At 76.0% G+C, this 17,034-nt stretch carries 13 protein-coding genes and 1 pseudogene; 12 read left to right on the top strand and 2 right to left on the bottom strand.

The window, feature by feature from the left end:
- Positions 1 to 5: 5 nt before the first annotated feature.
- From AB0L40_RS14215 to AB0L40_RS14190, 6 genes and pseudogenes are all read left to right on the top strand, one after another.
- Complete coding sequence (locus AB0L40_RS14215) at positions 6 to 1,865, top strand: MSMEG_0567/sll0787 family protein (protein ID WP_364355354.1); 1,860 nt, start codon at positions 6 to 8, stop codon at positions 1,863 to 1,865.
- Positions 1,862 to 2,746: a carbon-nitrogen hydrolase family protein gene (locus AB0L40_RS14210; protein ID WP_364355352.1), complete on the top strand. Its 885-nt coding sequence runs from the start codon at positions 1,862 to 1,864 to the stop codon at positions 2,744 to 2,746. The genes AB0L40_RS14215 and AB0L40_RS14210 overlap by 4 nt, the downstream gene beginning before the upstream one ends.
- Positions 2,747 to 2,887: 141 nt before the next feature.
- Positions 2,888 to 3,139: pseudogene (locus AB0L40_RS14205) on the top strand (MSMEG_0570 family nitrogen starvation response protein); the annotation flags it as partial.
- Between the two features lie 90 nt (positions 3,140 to 3,229).
- Positions 3,230 to 4,582, top strand: coding sequence for an MSMEG_0569 family flavin-dependent oxidoreductase (locus AB0L40_RS14200; RefSeq protein WP_364355381.1), 1,353 nt, complete (start codon positions 3,230 to 3,232; stop codon positions 4,580 to 4,582).
- Positions 4,583 to 4,766: 184 nt separating this feature from the next.
- A complete protein-coding gene (locus AB0L40_RS14195) occupies positions 4,767 to 5,471 on the top strand; it encodes an acetate uptake transporter (RefSeq protein WP_364355350.1) in 705 nt (234 codons plus the stop codon).
- A gap of 510 nt (positions 5,472 to 5,981) precedes the next feature.
- Positions 5,982 to 6,893, top strand: coding sequence for a LysR family transcriptional regulator (locus AB0L40_RS14190; protein ID WP_364355347.1), 912 nt, complete (start codon positions 5,982 to 5,984; stop codon positions 6,891 to 6,893).
- A gap of 3 nt (positions 6,894 to 6,896) precedes the next feature.
- Here the strand turns inward: AB0L40_RS14190 and AB0L40_RS14185 are convergent, their stop codons facing one another.
- Positions 6,897 to 7,742 (bottom strand): L,D-transpeptidase, encoded by an 846-nt coding sequence (locus AB0L40_RS14185; RefSeq protein ID WP_364355344.1) that lies wholly within the window; start codon positions 7,740 to 7,742, stop codon positions 6,897 to 6,899.
- A 135-nt stretch (positions 7,743 to 7,877) separates the two neighbouring features.
- Positions 7,878 to 9,347 (bottom strand): hypothetical protein, encoded by a 1,470-nt coding sequence (locus AB0L40_RS14180; RefSeq protein ID WP_364355341.1) that lies wholly within the window; start codon positions 9,345 to 9,347, stop codon positions 7,878 to 7,880.
- 470 nt (positions 9,348 to 9,817) lie between these two features.
- Between AB0L40_RS14180 and AB0L40_RS14175 the strand changes: the two genes are divergently transcribed.
- The 6 genes from AB0L40_RS14175 to AB0L40_RS14150 form a co-directional block, all read left to right on the top strand.
- Positions 9,818 to 12,130 carry a helix-turn-helix domain-containing protein gene (locus tag AB0L40_RS14175; protein ID WP_364355338.1) on the top strand — a complete coding sequence of 771 codons (2,313 nt, stop codon included), beginning with the start codon at positions 9,818 to 9,820 and terminating at the stop codon, positions 12,128 to 12,130.
- Between the two features lie 76 nt (positions 12,131 to 12,206).
- A complete protein-coding gene (locus AB0L40_RS14170; protein WP_364355335.1) occupies positions 12,207 to 13,037 on the top strand; it encodes a UDP-galactose-lipid carrier transferase in 831 nt (276 codons plus the stop codon).
- Positions 13,034 to 13,714 carry a TetR/AcrR family transcriptional regulator gene (locus AB0L40_RS14165; RefSeq protein WP_364355332.1) on the top strand — a complete coding sequence of 227 codons (681 nt, stop codon included), beginning with the start codon at positions 13,034 to 13,036 and terminating at the stop codon, positions 13,712 to 13,714. Before AB0L40_RS14170 ends, AB0L40_RS14165 begins: the two co-directional genes overlap by 4 nt.
- 412 nt (positions 13,715 to 14,126) lie before the next feature.
- On the top strand, positions 14,127 to 14,924 hold the full coding sequence (locus tag AB0L40_RS14160) for an ABC transporter permease (RefSeq protein ID WP_364355329.1): 798 nt from the start codon (positions 14,127 to 14,129) through the stop codon (positions 14,922 to 14,924).
- Entirely contained in the window at positions 14,924 to 15,712 is a 789-nt protein-coding gene (locus AB0L40_RS14155) for an ABC transporter permease (RefSeq protein WP_364355326.1), read from the top strand. The genes AB0L40_RS14160 and AB0L40_RS14155 overlap by 1 nt, the downstream gene beginning before the upstream one ends.
- The coding region (locus tag AB0L40_RS14150; protein ID WP_364355323.1) for an MlaD family protein at positions 15,713 to 17,034 on the top strand (1,322 nt) is incomplete at its 3' end.

Raw genomic sequence — 17,034 nt, 5'->3', positions numbered from 1 at the left:
TCGCGATGCGCTCCTCGAACGAGACCCCCGGCGTGTCGTCGGCACCGACGTCGACCTCGGGCCGGGCCGCCGCCGACGCGACCGCGACCTCGGCCGCACCGGGCCGGACCGCCGACCGACCGGCGACGGCCGCCGCGCCGGTCCGCCGGGCCGCCCGCCCCGTCACCGACCTCGCCGGCACGCCGCTGCCGGGCGCGGCACCCGCCCCGTTCGACGTCATGGCGATGCTCGGCGCGCCCGCGCCGCCGGCCATGCGGGCGACCGGCCGCGGTGGCATCGCCGCCACGCGCCTGGCCCACGACGTCCTGATCGTCGACGCGCAGGACGACCCGCACCGCCTCGACGCCTACCGCCGCCTGCGCCGCCGCGCGTTCGTCGAGCAGCAGGGCCTCTTCACCGGTGAGGACGTCGACGCCTACGACGCCCACCCGCGCTCGCGGGTCCTCGTGGCGGTCACGCCGACCAACGAGGTCCTCGGCGGCGTGCGGATCCACCCCGAGGACGGCGACGGCGGACTGGGCTGGTGGCGCGGCTCGCGCCTGGTCTGCGAGGACGTCCCCGGCACCGCGCGCGGCGCGATCGGCGCGGCGCTCGTCCGGGCCGCCTGCGTCCAGGCGCTCGACGTCGGCGCGCTGCGCTTCGACGCGCACGTGCAGCTGAACCACCTGGCGTTCTTCCGCCGGCTGGGCTGGATCGAGCTGCGCCGCATCGAGGTCGCCGGCCGCGAGCACGCGCTGATGCACTGGCCGGTCGACCGGATCGCGCGCCTCGTGCACGCGACGAAGGCGCCGCTCGGCGGGCTCTACGACGGGCTCGTCCCCGACGACCCGTGGAAGGGCGACGACGCCGTCCCCGTCCCCGACGCCCCCGGCGTCGTCGCGTGCACCGACGCGATCACGCCGTCGATGGTGCAGCGCGACCCGGAGTGGGCCGGCTGGTGCGCGATGCTCGTCACCGCCCACGACCTCTCCGCCATGGGCGCCCGGCCGCTCGGGGCGCTGGACGCGCTCGGTGCCGCCGACGCCGGCCACGCCGACCGGATCCTGACCGGCGTGCGCCGCGGGGCCGAGGCGTTCGACCTGCCGGTCCTCGGCGGCCACACGCAGCTCGGCGTCCCCGCCGCGCTGAGCGTCACGGGTCTCGGTCACGCCACGGATCCGGTCCCCGGCGCCGGCCACGTCGGCCAGACGCTCACGGTCACCGCGGACCTCGAGGGCGGCTGGCGCCCCGGGTACCACGGCCGCCAGTGGGACTCCACGTCCTGGCGCCGCCGCGACGACCTGCGGACGATGCTCGACGCGGTCCGGGTCGCCCGCGCCGAAGGTCGCGTCGCCGCCGCGAAGGACGTCTCGATGGCCGGCGTCGTCGGCACCACCGGCATGCTCGCCGAGGCCTCCGGCTGCGGCGCCGAGCTCGACGTCGCCGCCATCCCGAAGCCGGCCGGCGTGAGCGCCGGCGACTGGCTCACCTGCTTCCCCGGGTTCGCCCTCATCACGACCGACGACGGGCCCCGGGCGGGCGGGTCCCCTCCAGCTCTCCCGGCGGGGCCCGCCGTCGGGGCGCCCTGCGGCCGCCTCGTCGACGCGCCCGGCGTGCGGCTGCGCTGGCCCGACGGCGAGGTCACGACCGCCGTCGACGGCGCCGTCACCGGACTGGGCGCCGCCACCTGCGGCTCCTCCTCGCCGTCCGGGGCGCCGTCCGGTTCCGCCTCCCCGCCCCCCGGAGCGCCGTCGGGCTCCACCGCCCGCGGGGCGTCCCCCTCCGGGCCCGCCTCCCCGCGGTCCCGGTCCTGCTCCTGGCCGACCACGCCGTCGGCCCCCACGACCCCCGACACCCCCACCACCTCCGCCGAGGACCCCCGATGACCGACCTGAAGATCGCCGCCGCCGCGGCCCCGTTCGGGCGCGACATGGACGCCTGCTTCGCCACCATCGAGCGCCTCGTCGCGGAGGCCCGCGCCGAGGGCGTCGGCCTGCTCGTCCTGCCCGAGGCCGCGCTCGGCGGCTACGTCGAGTCGCTCAACGGCGACGTCGACGACCCGCCGCCCGCGCTGTCCCCCGACGGCCCCGAGCTCCAGCGCGTCGCCGACCTGGCCGGCGACATGGTGATCGCGGTCGGCTTCTGCGAGGCCGGCGACCCCGACCCCGACCGTCCGGGGCACCAGGTCCGCCACAACGTCGCGGCGCTCGTCTCCGGCGGAGAGGTCCTCGGGATCCACCGCAAGATCCACATGCCGCTGGACGAGGGCCGCTTCACCACGCCGGGCGACCACCTCTCCGCGATCGACACGCCGATCGGCCGGGTGGGCCTGCTCATCTGCTACGACAAGGCCTTCCCCGAGGCGGCCCGCACGCTCGCCCTCGACGGCGCGCAGGTCCTCTGCTTCCTCTCCGCCTGGCCGACGAGCCGGACGAACTCGCCGGAGGTCCGCGAGGAGGACCGTCAGTGGCGCCGCGCCGAGCTCTGGGACCGCTCCCGCGCGGCCGAGAACTCGATGGTCGTCGCGTCCGCGAACCAGTCCGGGGACTTCGGCACGCTGCGGTTCCTCGGCGGCTCGCGGATCACGAACCCCAACGGGGACGTCGTCGCCGAGACCGACTCGACGGGCGGCCTGGCGATCGCCACGTTCGACCTCGGCGAGACGCTCGCCAAGGCCCGCCGCGCGCTGTCGCCGGTGCGCGACCTGCGGCCCGACGTCTACGCCGCCGCCACCCCGATCCCGTACGAGGCGCCGACCGCCGCCTGAGGCCGCGACCGGCCGCCGCCGGACTTCGGCACGTCCGCCTGCCACGCGCGGGCGGACGTGCCGAAGCTCGGTCCCGGTCCGTCGCATCCACCCGCCCGTCGCGTCCACCTCTTCCCACCGCTCCGCCCCGAGGACCCTCCGATGCCCGAAGTCCACTTCCAGGTCAGCTGGCCCGACGGCCACGTGCAGCAGTGCACGTCGCCGTCGCGGGCCATCGAGGCCCACCTCTCGCCCGCCGCCAGCTACCCGGTCGACGAGTTCGTCCGCCGCGTGAACGCCGGCATGGACGCCGCGTCCGAGCGCGTCCGCCAGCAGTACGGGATGGCCTGCACGTCGGCGCTCGCGCAGAAGCAGGACGTCGAGGGCGCCGCGGCCGTCCACGGCAAAGCCGGCGGCATGGTCCACGTCCACTACCTGCGCCGCGGCGCAGGCGGGCGCTCGGAGTCGCAGCGCCGGTTCCGGCCGCAGCCGCAGGTGGGCCGGCTGGAGGGCCACGTCCCGGTCGTGATCGTCGGCGGCGGCCAGGCCGGCCTGTCGATGAGCTGGTGCCTGACGCAGGAGGACGTCGGCCACGTCGTGCTGGAGCGCCACACCGTCGCGCACTCCTGGAAGGAGGACCGCTGGGAGTCCTTCTGCCTGGTCACGCCGAACTGGCAGTGCACGCTGCCCGGCCACCCGTACCCGGGCGACGACCCGACGGGCTTCATGGTCCAGGACCAGATCGTCGACTACGTCGAGTCCTACGCGGCCTCGTTCGACGCGCCGGTCCGCGAGGGCGTGACCGTCACGTCGGTCGAGGCGCGCGGCGTCGGCAGCGACCGCCGCGCCAACGCCCCGCGCGGCGCGGCCCGCGACGCGTCGACCGCCCCGACCGCGGCCGACGTCCACGACGGCGTGCTGGCGTCGGCGCCCGACGGCTACCTCGTGCGGACGACCGCCGGCGACCTGACCTGCGACGCCGTCGTCCTCGCGGTCGGCGGGTATCACGTGCCGACCGTCCCGCGGATGGCCGAGCGCCTGCCGTCGACGGTCACGCAGATCCACTCGTCGCGCTACAAGAGCGCGGCCCCGCTGCCCGACGGGGCGGTGCTGGTCGTCGGCTCCGGGCAGTCCGGCGCGCAGATCGCGGAGGACCTGCACCTCGCCGGCCGCGAGGTCCACCTGGCCGTCGGCACCGCTCCGCGCGTCGCCCGCTTCTACCGCGGCCGCGACGTGGTGGCCTGGCTTCACGACTCCGGCCACTACGACATGCCGATCGAGGACCACAAGGAGGGCCTCGGCGCCCGGCACGAGGCCAACCACTACGTGACCGGCCGCGACGGCGGGCGGGACATCGACCTGCGGCGGTTCGCGGCCGAGGGCATGACGCTCCACGGCCGCCTGGCCGCGATCGAGGGCGACGGCACCGCGACGTTCGCGGGCGACCTGAAGCGCAACCTCGACATGGCGGACGCGGTCTCCGAGCGCATCAAGGACGCCGTCGACGCGTGGATCGCGAACAACGACGTCGACGCGCCGGAGGAGGACCGGTACGTCCCCGTCTGGGAGCCCGAGCAGGACGGCGGCGCCGAGATCGACCTCGCCGCGGCCGGCATCACGACGGTGATCTGGGCGACGGGCTTCCGCTCCGACTGGTCCTGGGTCAAGGTGCCGGCGTTCGACGGCTCGGGCTACCCGACCCACCACCGCGGCGTCACCAGCGTCCCCGGGCTGTTCGTCCTCGGCCTGCCCTGGCAGCACACGTGGGGCTCCGGCCGGTTCGCCGGCGTGGCCCGCGACGCCGGCTACCTGGCCCCGCGCGTGACCGCCGTGACGACCGCCGCCACCACGACGTAGAGCCGGCGACGAGGACGCGCGCCGCCCGCGACGGGCCGCGCATCCTCGTCGACCGTCCGGGAGCGGCGCCGTCGCCGCCGCTCCCGGCCCCCGATCTTCCGGGCGTCCCGCCCGGTCCACATCGATTCGTTGGAGGGCGAGTCGGTGGTTCATCCCCACCACCCACACGAAGGACCCGTTCCCCATGGCTACCGCAGCCCCCGCAGCACCCACCACCGTCGCTCCCCGCAGCGCTCCCGTGCCACCCGGGGTCGCCACCGCGCGGCTCTCGGAGAAGGTCATCAACAGCCCCGACGGCGGGGCCGGCGTGTTCTTCGCCGCGACCGCCGCCGGGACCGCCCTGATCCTCGGCTGCCTGGGCGTCGCGCTCGGGCTCCTGTCGGCCGGCAACGTCGAGCTCTACGACCCCAAGGCCGGAGGGGTCGTCATCCCCGCGGCGTTCGCGGTCGGCGGCCTCGGCATCTTCACCGGCGGACTCTGGAACTTCCGCGGCGGCAACCTCTTCGCCGGGACCCTCGGCGTGATGTACGGCGCGCTCTGGCTGTCGCTGGGGCTGATGCTCCTGACGACCGGCTCGTCGGTCACGGCGGCGGCCGGTCCGGCGAGCTTCGGCGACGCGTTCGGCACCTACCTGCTGCTGTGGGCGGTCGTCTCGTTCGGCCTCGGCGCCGCCGCCTGGTTCGTCGCGAAGATGGTCTTCGCCGCGCAGGTGCTGCTCGGTCTGACGCTGCTCTGCCTCGCGCTCGGCAACATGGCCGCGCCCGGCGGCTCGGGGCTCGTCCACCTCGGCGGCGTCCTCGGCCTGATCACCGCCGCCGCCGTCCTCTACGTCTCGATGGCGATGGTCATCAACGACACCGCCGGCAAGGACGTCCTGCCGATCTTCTGACCGGCCGGATGCGGCGGGCCGGACGGCCCGCCGCATCCGGCCGGACGCCGCGCTGCGCGACGACCGGCCGGGAGGTCCCGCGTGCCGACCGCCGGATCCTCGGGCGCCGGCACCGTCGACCCGCGCTCGCGTGCTCCCGTCGGACGGGGTGGCGGGCGCGGTCCTCGTCCGAATGGCGGACGTCGTCGACGTCATTCCTGCGGGTTCTCGCAACACCGTTCTCCAGCGGCACGCCCAACGGGGCGGGAATCCATGACGCCGGACGGGTTGGTGCCCCCGGAGGCGATGACAGACTGCGGGTGTCACACGGAGCGCCGGCGCGCTCCCGCGGTTGATCCGCGACCCCGGTGAGCCGACAGCCCGCGTCCCCCGCGCCGGCCCTCGGCACCCGGGACCCGATCCTCGGTCCGACTTGCCCCGCCTCTCCGGTCTCCCGTCCCGTTCCCTCCGACCCCGCCCGAAGACGCACGCCGCGCCGTCGGCGGGACCGCGGCACGCGCCGCGCACGCCGTGAGGAACGATCCGCTCGATCTCCGGCGCCTGGAGTTCTTCCTCGCGCTCGCCGCCGACCTCCACTTCGGCCGCGCCGCGGCGCGCTGCTTCGTCTCGCGGCCCGCCTTCAGCCAGCAGATCATGGCCCTGGAGCACCACCTCGGGGTCCCGCTGTTCGTGCGCGAGAAGTCCGGCGTCCAGCTGACCGCCGCCGGCCGGGACCTGCTCGAGCCGGTAAGCACGCTGCTCCGCGACGCCCGGCAGATCGAGCGGGCGGCGGGCCGGTCCGCGCGGGTGGAGACCGGCGAGTTCGTCCTCGGCTACTGCGACTACGCCGCCACGACGGTGATGCCCGAGGTCGCCGCCGGCGTCCGCTCCGACGCGCCGGACGCCGCGCTCTCGCTGATCGGGTACCCGTGGTGGACGCAGGCGGTGGAGGGGCTGACGAGCGGCCAGTGTGACGCGGCGATCGTCCCGCGGGTGCCGCACGACGTCCCGGGGATCGCGTTCGCGCCGATCGCGAGCGAGCGCCTCGTCGCGATCGTCCCGGCGGGGCACGAACTCGCCGGGGAGACCGAGGTCCCGCTGCTGCGGCTCGCCGCCGAGCCGTTCGCCGCCATCGACCGCGGACGCAGCCCGGGGGAGTTCGACCTCACGATGGCGCTGTTCGACACCCACGCCGTCCGTCCCGGCATCGCGTTCCGGCCGCACCGGTTGCAGGACGCGCTCGCGTGGGTCGGCTCCGGCGCGGGCGTCACGCTCGTGCCGGAGGAGCTCCTGACGCGTGCGAACCCCTACGGCGTGCGCGCCGTCCCGCTCGCCGACGACATCGAGGCGCTGGAGACGGTCCTGGCGTGGGTCGAGGACCACGACAACCCCCTGCTCGAGATCGTCCGCGAGGTCGCCGAGCGGGTCGCGACGACCGCCTGATCGTCAGCGGACGACGACCGGCGTCCCGATCGGCATGAGCTTCGCGAGGCGGAGGATCGCCGCGTTCGGGACGCGCACGCAGCCGTGGGACGGCGCGCCCGGGATCAGCCCCGGCTGGTCGGTGCCGTGGATCCCGACCACGCCGCCGCCGGGCCAATCCGACAGCGCGGAGTAGCTCGACGTGCCGAAGGCCCACGGCCCGTACGCGCCGCCGCCGCCCGGAAGCCGCTCGCGGACGTAGAAGCTCCCGCGCGGCGTCGGCGTCGCGGGGCGGCCGACGCCGACGGGCGACGCCCAGACCGGGCGACCGTCGCGCCGCAGGGTGGCGGTGCGGGCCGTGCGGTCGATCGTCAGCTGCGTGCGGACGACCTGCAGGCGGTCCAGGCGGTCGGCCGGCACCCAGCCCGTCAGGCCGTTCGGACGCGTGGGCACGCGGACCCGGAGCCACGGGTTGCCGGCAGCGTCGAGCGTCGCGGAGAGGACGAGGTAGACCTCGGGCCGCGCGTCCTCGGTGTGCATCCGCAGCCGGGCGACGACGCGGGCCGCGTCCTTCGGGGCGTTGCGGACCGGGTGCACGGCGATCGGGTGCGCCCACCGGGTGACGGTCGTCTCGTCGGAGAGGACGACCGCGTCGCCGGGCTCCTGCAGGCCGGCGAGCGGGTCGCGCGCGCCGGGCGGCGGGATAGACGTGACCGCAGGGGAGTCGGCGGACGTCGCCGGGTTCGCGGACGCGGACGATGACGACGACGTCCCCGTCGTCGTGCTCTCGGGGGAGACGGCGGCCGGGGAGGTCGGGGTCGCCGCGGCGGCACCCGGGGCGACGGTCCCCGCGGCGAGCGCCACGAGCACGACGGCCGCCGCCCCCGCGCGCCGCCGTCGCTCGACGGCCGGGGCCGCCGGGCGCCCCGGCCCGGGAGCGCGGGGCGGCGTCGCGGCGGCCGCGGAGCGCGTCGGGGGATGAGAGCGGGGCGCGGGCATCCGGGCTCAGCCCGTGAACCGCGGGGTCTCGGCGACCTGCGGGGCCGGGACCTTGCGGCACGGCGAGTACGCGACCGTCAGGGTCTTCGAGCGGCTGCTCGCTCCGGCGTAGGTGACCGTCGCCGTCACGCGGTGGCGACCCTTCTTCCCGGCCTGCGCGGCGGTGATCCGCAGGAGCCAGGCCGTGCCGCTCGTCGGCTTCTTGAGGGTCTTGATCGCCTTGCCGTCGATCCGGAAGACGACCTTCGAGATCGTGGTCCCCGTCACCCGCACGTCGAACGCCTTGCTCACGCAGCCGGTGATCCGCTGGATGGTCGGGACGCCGCCGGGGCAGCGGGTGCCGCCGGACGGCACGGGCGCCGGGGCGGGCACGCAGACCTTGCGGGCGGTCTCGACGCGGGGCGCCGGCGTGTCCGGCGTCGGGGGCGTGACCTTCGGCGGCGCGGGGACGCCGTCATCCGCCGGCGCGGTCACCTGGCGAGTCTCCGTCGCCTCGTCGCAGACCCCGGAGATCGGGGCGTTGTTGGCGTCGCCGTCGAACGTCGCGATCCAGCGGTAGGTGCCGGCGACCGTCGGCTCGTACGCCGCGGAGGTGGCCGTCGCGGTGCTCCCGGAGATCACGGCCGGCACGGTCGACGTCGCGACCGGCGCGCCGCTGCACTGCGGGCCGGCGGACGGCGGGTACAGCGCGAAGGTCACGGTGGACCCGGCGACCGGAGACTGCAGGCCCGAGACCGTCGCCTGGTCGGTCAGCCGCCCGCCGACGTCGACGCCGGGAGACGCGACGGTGGCGATCGACGGTCGGGCGCGCAGGACCGTGGTGCGCGCCGTGCCGATGCCGCCCCCGGTCTGGCCGAGGTGGGCGCCGGCGGAGAGGCTCGTGACCTGGACGAAGGCGGTCTGGTCCGTCTGCAGGCCGGTGACGGCGCTGGAGTCGATCGCGGGGGAGCGCCGCACGTCGACCGTGTAGTCGACCACGCACTGGCGGCTGGAGAGCGCGCTGACGGACGGGCCCAGGAGGATCGGCGTCGCCGGGCTGAAGCGGTACTTGCCCTGGACGGGGTCGATCGAACTGATCGTGAAGGCGACGCCACCGCAGGCCGTGCCGGCGCGGCCGAGGCCGGTGGACCGCGGGACGAGGACGCCCGGGTCGCGCGATCCGACCGCGCAGTCCGCACCGAAGGCCGGCGACCCGCAGCTCGGGACGAGGGTCACGTCGTCGACGCGGTAGCTGTCGGTGTCGTACTCGACCTCGCCGACGAGGTTGGCGGAGACGTTGGTGAGCTGGAGCGCGACCGGCAGCGCCGTGTCGCCGACGGTGACCGACACCGGGATCCCCGGCACGACGGCGACACCGACCCCGGCCGACGCCGTCGCGGTCCCGCCGAGCGCGGCGGCGACGGCCGCGAGGAGGACGACGGGCGTCCGGTGTGATCGTCGCGTCGACGGGCGTCGACGGACCAGGGTGATGCTCATGCGTGCGTGCTCCTTGGGCGGCTCGCGGGGCGAGCGGCTGGCGTGATCCAGCGGGTGCGGCGAAGGGGAGCCGCCCCGCGGACCACGATTCCGATGGACGTATGGCACCACAGCTCGGGACCCTCGACGGTCGCAATCCCGAACCGCTCGGTGGTCGTGGCAACACGCTCAGTCCCTGCCGCGCGGCGACGTCCGGGGCGGCGCGGCAGCGACCGCGGGACGACGCGCCCGCAACGGATCTTGCGGGCCTCCGGCGCGTGGGTCGTCGTCGGCGGGTGCGTCGCTCATCCGGGGCGGGATCGGACCGCACGACGGTCGCGACGTCGGCCGGATCTCCGAACCGCCCGGTCGGCGATCCGATCCGTCCCCCTGCCGGGCGAGGCGTGTAGACGGCTGTGGCGACGGGACCCGTGGTGTCGAGCCCCGCGAATCACCCCGCGACGCCTTGTCGGCTCACCCTCGAGCCCCAGATGATCCGTCTCCTGCTGCCCGTGAACGCCCCGTATACGCACGCGATCTCGGTGGTCGCCGGACGGCTCGGCCCGGAGCTCCTGGCCGACGCCGCGACCTCCGCGGTCCTCCGGGCGCTCCCGGTGTCCGCGGGGCGTCTCGACGACGAGACGCTGAGCGGCCCGGTCCCGGACGCCGTCCTCGCCGGGTGCCGACTGCTGCTCGCCGTCCTCGCCGACACCGAGGCGACGGACGAGCGCCGGCGCTTCGCGGCGGCGTGCCGCGAGGTCGTCTTCTGGGGCCCCACGCCGGAGGACGTCCTGCGGGCGCTCCACGTCGGCGCCCCGGTGGTGTGGTCGCGGCTCGTGAACGCGGCATCGCCGGACGAGCTGCCCGGCGTCCTCGCGTCCGGGCGCCGGCTCCTGGTCTTCATGGGCATCGCGACCGAGGTCGTCCGGGCGCTCGAGGAGCTGCAGCTCGAGGGGCTCCCGACGGAGGAGTCGCTCGCCCGGCACCTGCTCCGCGGCGTCGAGTCGGGCGTCGTCGACCAGCAGGTGCGGGAGGCCACGGCGCGCCTGGGCCTGGAGCGCCCCGACCCGCGGCGGCCGTTCGTCGTCGTCGCCGACCGGCGGGGGACGTGGGAGTGGGGGCGGCGAGCACAGGCGCTTCGCCACGACGGCGTGCTCGCGGTCACCCGTCCGGGCCGGATCGAGGGGTTCGCGGGCGACGGCGACGCCGGGCTGCGGGAGCTCCCCGGCGCCACGACGGTGGTCGCGGACGAGGCGGGGACGCAGACGCGGCGCCCGGCGTGGAGCGAGCTCGCCCACGCCGCGCGGGTCGCCCGCGACCTCGGCCGCACGGGCGTCGTCCGGCTGCACGACGTCGCGGTGGAGAGCCTGCTGGCCGCCACGCCGTCGTCCGCCGCCCGGCTGCGGGCCATCGTCTCGGTCCTGCGCACCGCGTCGGGGTCCGCCGGCCACACGGACCTCCTGACGACCGCCCGGACGCTCCTGGACTGCGACCTCAACCGCGCCGAGGCGGCCGAGCGGCTCGGCGTCCACGCGACGACGGTCGGCTACCGGCAGGCGCGGCTGGAGACGCTGCTCGGCCTGCAGCTGCGCTCCCCCCGCCACCGCAGCGTCCTGCACCTCGCCTTCGTAGCCGACGCGCTCGGCGGCCGGACGCCCACGCCCCGGCGCGCCGGGCGGCTGACGGCGGGTCGCGGCGTCGTGCCGGTCGACCTGGCCGCGAGGATCGATCGCGACGCGATCGCGGCGCGGCTCGTGATCGCGCTCAGCCGCGAGGTCCCGGGCGTCCGCGTGGCCGCGCGCGCCGATCCCCGGACGGTGCAGGCCGAGGCACGGGAGTTCGTCGACGACGCGCTGCGCATGCTCGGCGGCGGCGTTGTCCGGGCGCCCGCGCCCTCGCGCTCACCACGGCGGCTGTGGATCCGTGGTCCGGAGACCACGTCCGCGGTGGCCGCCCGCGGGCTCGCGGTCAGCGGCAGGGTCCTGTGGGACGCGCTGCTGGCCGAGGCGACGCCCGAGGAATCCGGCCGGCTGCCGCCCGTCGCCAGCGAGATCGTCCGGCTGACCACCGCCGCCGAGCTGCACGCACGGGAGCCCCGTGGCGCGGCGGCCCCCGTCTCGGCCGAGCGCAGCGCCCGCATCGTCGCCGTCCTGGTCTCGGGATCGCCCCAGGCCGCCCGGGTGGCGCGCACCGCCGAGGCGTGGCGCGTGGACCCCGACGAGGTGCTCCGCCCGGTCGTTGTGGTCCCGACGGACGAACGCGCCGGCGAGCGCGCGGCCCAGGAGCTCCGCGCCCGTGGCTGGGTCGCCGCGATGCACCGCCGGCGGGTCGTCGCCCTGGCCCCCGCGCGGACCGAGGGACTGGACCTGGCGCACCCGCCGCGGCTCGTGGCCCTCGGGGTCCCCGGGACCGCCGACCAGCTGCCCACGCTGGTCGCGGACGCGGCGGTGCTGGCGGACGTCGCGATGGCGCGCGGGGCGACGGGCACGGTGCACGCCACCGAATGGGAGCTCGACCTGCTGGTCGCCGCGAACCCCGCGGCCGCCGAGCGGCTGCGCGAGCGCGCGGTGCTGCCCCTGGCGGACTCCTCACGTCGCGGGGTCGGGCTGTTGGAGACCCTCGTGCGGTACCTCGAGCACGACCTCGACCGGGTGCAGACGGCGGCCGTGCTGCGCGTCCACCCGAACACCCTGGACGCCCGGCTGCAGCACATCGCCGAGCGCACCGGGCTCGGGTTCACGCGCACCGCCGATCTCTTCGAGCTGTCGCTCGGCGTCGCCGCGCACCTGCGTGCGGCCCGCTGACCGAGATCCGGGGCCCCGGCGGCCGGCGCGGCGAACACCGTCCTCGTCAGCGCGTCCCGCGTCGTAGGGTGGGTCGATGGGACGACTCGACGACCTCGACCTCTCGCTGCGGCTCTCCCGCGAGGAGCAGGACGCGAGGATCGAGGCCGGGCAGACCCGGATCCAGCAGCTGCGCCTGACGCTCGGCGGTCTGACGGGGCCGTCGCCGCCCGAGATCCTCCAGGACCCGTCCAAGCGCGACCACCCGTTCGGGCCGCCGGTGCTCGTCGTCTTCGAGGGCTGGGACGCTGCCGGCAAGGGCGGCGCGATCAAGCGACTGACCGGCGCGATGGACCCCCGGCACTTCCGCGTGGCGTCGTTCGCGGCGCCGTCTCCGGACGAGCTGCGGCACCACTGGCTCCACCGCTTCTGGCTGCCGCTGCCGGGCCGCGGGGGCATGGCCGTCTACGACCGCACGTGGTACGGCCGGGTGCTCGTCGAGCGGGTCGAGGGCCTGACGCCCGAGGTCGACTGGCGCCGCGGCTACCAGGAGATCCGCGAGTTCGAGCGCCAGCTCACCGACGACGGCACGATTCTCGTGAAGTTCTGGCTGCACATCAGCGAGGACGAGCAGCTCAAGCGCTTCGAGCGCCGCCGCGACGACCCGCTGAAGTCGTGGAAGCTCACCGAGGAGGACTGGCGCAACCGCGAGAAGCGCGACGCCTACACCGCCGCGGTCGAGGAGATGGTCGCCGAGACCGACTCCGGCAACGCGCCGTGGGACCTGATCCCGGCGGACTCCAAGCGCTGGGCGCGGGTCGCCGTGCTGGAGACCGTGATCCGGCGGATCGAGGAGCGCTGCGAGCAGCTCGGCTTCGCGCTGCCGGACCACCTCGGCCCCGCGTCCGACGACGACGGCGACGGGTGAGGGCCACGCCGGCGGGCGGTGGGACCGGCGACGGGGTGATCGCGGACGGCTCGGCGGCCGACCCGGTCCCCGGCGGCCCGGCGTCGACGGACGAGCGGACCGCCGCGATCCTCGCCGCCGCCCGCGCGGTGGCGGTCGACATCGGCATCCGGCGCCTGACGATCGACGAGGTCGTCCGGCGCTCCGGCGTGTCGCGGATGACGGTCTACCGGCGCTTCGCGGGGCGGGACGAGGTCGTGGTCGCGGTGATCCGCCGGGAGCTCGACGACGCGGCCCGGGCGGTCGCGGCGGCGGTCGCCGGGACCACGGGCGGCGAGGCCCGCTTCGTCGGGGCGTTCGCCGCCGCGGTCGAGGTGCTCGGAGGCAACGCCTTGCTGACCCGGCTGCTCCAGCTCGAGCCCGAGACGCTCCTGCCGTACATGACGACGAGCGGGCACCCGTTCGTGGCGGGGGCGACCGCGTTCCTGCGGCCCTACGTCCGGGACCTGCGCGCCGAGGCGGGCGTCGCGAGCCCCGACCCCGGCCTCGACGCCGTCGCCGAGACGATCGGCCGCGTCGGCCTGTCGCTGCGGCTGACGCCCGCGATCGTCATCGACCTCGACGGCCGGCCGGCGGTCGAGCGCTACGCCCGCGAGGTCCTGGTCCCGCTCGCGCTGGCGGGCGTGCCGCGGGGCTGACGCGCCGCGGCCGGATGCCGGCCCGGCCCGGCGCGCCCGTCGGCCGTGTCCGGCGACCCGGTGCCGGGCGGGGCGACCCCGGCGTCCGGGTGGGAGAGCCGGGTCCGGCGGACCCGGTGCCGGCGGTCCGCCCCGGCGTCCGGGTGGGACGAAGTCAAAGGATTCGTACCAACGACCCACGGCGCTGGTAGGTTCGGCCGACCGGGCCCGTGAGGGGGCCGGCCCCCGACCCGATCCCCCGCGTGCCCCGCATCCCCACCGACGAGCGGCAGGCCCGGACCGTCGTCCGCACCGCCCGTCGCGCGCGTTAGGGTCGTCGCGTGCACGGCGTCCGCCCGCCGGCCGGTCCCCCCGCCGGTCGCTCAGCCCGCCCCGTCGCGCGGCGCCCATCGGGCCCCGCCGGGGGTCGCGCGTGAGCGCCGCCGCCGACCGCCTCGGCCCCGCCCGCCTCGCCACCACCGTGGGCGAGATGGGCGTCCTGTTCCTGCGGACGATCCGCGCGACGGTGCGCACGCCGCGGGCGTTCCTGCCCGAGCTGACGCACCAGCTGGCGTTCGTCCTGCGGATCGGCTGGCTGCCGATGCTGCTGGCGGCGTTCGCGATCTCCTACGGGCCGGCGGGCATCCAGGTCGCGGGCTTCCTGAACCTCTTCGGCGCGATCGACCGGATGGGCGGGCTGTTCGCGATCGCGGTCGTCCGTGAGTTCGCGCCCCTGGTCTGCGCGATCGTCGTCGCCGGGGTGGCGGGCACCGCGATCTGCGCCGACCTCGGCGCGCGCAAGGTCCGCGAAGAGCTCGACGCGCTGTCCGTCCTCGCCGTCGACCCGGTGATCCACCTCGTCGTCCCGCGCTTCCTCGCGCTCGTGCTGGTGACGATGGTGCTCAACGCCTACGCGATCGTCTCCGGCGTCGCCGCGGGCGTGCTCGTGGCGGTCGTCAACGGGTCGACGCCGGGCGTCTTCCTGCACGCGTTCTTCGTCAACGCGGCGCCGCTGGAGATCGCCGCCGCCACGGTGAAGACCGCGATCTTCGGCGGCATCATCGCCATCGTCTGCTGCCACCAGGGGCTCAACGCCGCGGGCGGCCCGGCGGGCGTCGGGCGCGCCGTCAACCGTGCGGTGGTCCTGTCGTTCCTGGCGATCGGCCTCGTCGACTACGTCTTCGGCGCCGCGCTCCTGGCCTTCGCCCCCGAGCTCTCGGCGGTGCGCTGATGGGCAGCCGGGTCCGCGACAACGTCGAGCTGGCCGGCGAGCTCGTCCACTTCTCCGGCGGGGTCCTCCGGCGGATCCTCTCCGGCCGCGTCCTGCGCTTCTCGGGCGAGACGCTGCGCCAGGCCGGGGTCTTCATCACCGGGTCGGTCGGCGTGATCTTCCTGATGGTCTTCGCGCTCGGGCTCCAGTGCGGGATCCAGGCGGCGTACGGGACCCAGGCGGTCGGCGCGCCGGCGGTCTCCGGCGCGTTCACGGCGCTCTGCAACCTGCGCGAGGTCGCGCCCTACGCGTTCGGCTACATGCTCGCGGCGAAGGTCGGGACGGGCATCGTGGCGGAGGTCGGCGCGATGCGGATCTCCGACGAGATCGACGCGCTGGAGGTCATGGGCTTCGACGGCGTGACGTTCCTCGCCGCCACGCGGCTGCTCGGGATCCTGCTGGTCCTGCCCTTCGTCTACGTGATCGCGATGGGCGTCGCGTTCGCGGGCTCGTACGTCGCGGTCGTGATCCAGGTCGCGCGCGTCTCGCCGGCGGCGTACCTCGAGGTCTTCTGGGTCTTCCAGACGCCGCTGGACCTCGTCCTGTCGCTGGTCAAGGGGATGATGATGGCGGTCTTCGTCGTCCTCGTCGGCTGCTTCTTCGGCTACACCGTGACCGGGGGACCGGTGGGCGTCGGCACCGCGACGGCGCGCTCGATGGCGGTCAACATCGTCGGCATCCACGCGATCGGGCTGCTCTCCAGCCAGCTCTTCTGGGGCGGCGACCCCCGCTCACCGGTGGGCGGCTAGGTGGCCCGCTCGTCCCGCCTGTCGATCGACGTCCCGCCCGTCGGCCGGCCGCTGCTCGGCGGGCTGGTGGCGCTGGTCGTCGTCGCCGTCCTGGCGGTCGTCCTCTGGCCGTCGGGCGACTACCGCGTGAGCCTGCGGGCGATCGACTCCGGGCAGCTCGTGCCGGGCAACCACGTCGTCGTCGCCGGGGTCCCGGTCGGCCAGGTCACCGCCGTCACGCTGGACCGCGACCGCCGCGCCCGGATCGAGCTGCGGATCGACGACCACCGCTGGCGGCCGCTGCCGCGCGGCACCCGCGCGACGATCACCGCCGGCAGCCTCGCGGGGTCCCGCAACCGCACCGTCGCGCTCTCCGCGCCGGGCCCCGGGGCGCCCGGCGGGACGATCGCCGACGGCGGCACGCTGCAGGACGACGAGGTCGTCCCGCTGGTCGACGTCGACAACGTCCTGACGAGCCTCGACGCGCCCACGCGCCGCCGGCTGTCGGGCCTGCTGCGCAGCGCTGACCGCAACCTCGCGGGCACGGGGAAGGACGCCCAGGACGCGCTGCGCCGGACCGCGCCCGCGCTGACGGCCACCGCCCGCGTCCTGCGCGACGTCGCCGCCGAGGAGCCCGCCGTGGCGCAGCTGATCGACGCGGCCGACGGGCTGACGGGCACGCTCGCCGCGCACGAGGAGGACAAGGTCAGCCTGTTCGGCGGCGGTTACGCCAGCTACCTGGAGGAACGAGCCCGGGCCCGGTCGCACGCGCGCGAGCAGTTCGAGGAGTACGCGGAGAAGAAGGAGGACCTTCTCGAGCGGGCCCGGACACAGCGGGCCTGGATGGAGAAGGGCGTGCGCAACGCCCGGCGCAAGGCCACCGACGGCGACAAACACGTCAAGGCGCACCGCGGCGAGACCAGCGAGAAGCAGGCGGCCAAGGCCCGGCAGACCGAGCGCCTGATCGAGCGCCTCGAGGTGGTCGAGGAGCCGCGCAAGGAATGGGAGCTGCGCATGGAGATCGCCGCGGCGCCCCGCGCCGGCGCGGTGGTGGCCACGCTGCGCGATGCGATGGTACGCCGGGGCGACTTCACCCTCGGCCCGGTGACACTGCAGATCGACTGGGCCGACCGGGTGGCGATCACCGGCGCCAACGGCTCCGGCAAGTCCACGCTGCTGGCCGCCCTGCTCGGCCGGATCCCGCTGGCCGAGGGCGACCGGCACCTCGGTCCCGGCGTGGTGGTCGGCGAGGTCGATCAGGCCCGCGGCCTGTTCCTCGGCGACGAGCCGCTGGTCGCCGCGTTCGGCGCGGCGGTGCCGTTTCTCCCCGATGCCGAGGTCCG

The organism is Patulibacter sp. NPDC049589, from assembly GCF_040675535.1.
Taxonomy (GTDB): Bacteria; Actinomycetota; Thermoleophilia; order Solirubrobacterales; family Solirubrobacteraceae; genus Patulibacter.
The sequence above is the reverse complement of the archived record's forward strand: the minus strand, read 5'-3'. Positions and strand labels throughout refer to the sequence as shown.

What these genes read in the sequence shown, in the direction of transcription:
- AB0L40_RS14175 (WP_364355338.1), top strand. Translation starts at nt 9,818, where the DNA reads ATGATCCGTCTCCTGCTGCCCGTGAACGCCCCGTATACGCACGCGATC.
- AB0L40_RS14215 (WP_364355354.1), top strand. Translation starts at nt 6, where the DNA reads ATGCGCTCCTCGAACGAGACCCCCGGCGTGTCGTCGGCACCGACGTCG.
- AB0L40_RS14210 (WP_364355352.1), top strand. Translation starts at nt 1,862, where the DNA reads ATGACCGACCTGAAGATCGCCGCCGCCGCGGCCCCGTTCGGGCGCGAC.
- AB0L40_RS14170 (WP_364355335.1), top strand. Translation starts at nt 12,207, where the DNA reads ATGGGACGACTCGACGACCTCGACCTCTCGCTGCGGCTCTCCCGCGAG.
- AB0L40_RS14180 (WP_364355341.1), bottom strand. Translation starts at nt 9,347, where the DNA reads ATGAGCATCACCCTGGTCCGTCGACGCCCGTCGACGCGACGATCACAC.
- AB0L40_RS14195 (WP_364355350.1), top strand. Translation starts at nt 4,767, where the DNA reads ATGGCTACCGCAGCCCCCGCAGCACCCACCACCGTCGCTCCCCGCAGC.
- AB0L40_RS14155 (WP_364355326.1), top strand. Translation starts at nt 14,924, where the DNA reads ATGGGCAGCCGGGTCCGCGACAACGTCGAGCTGGCCGGCGAGCTCGTC.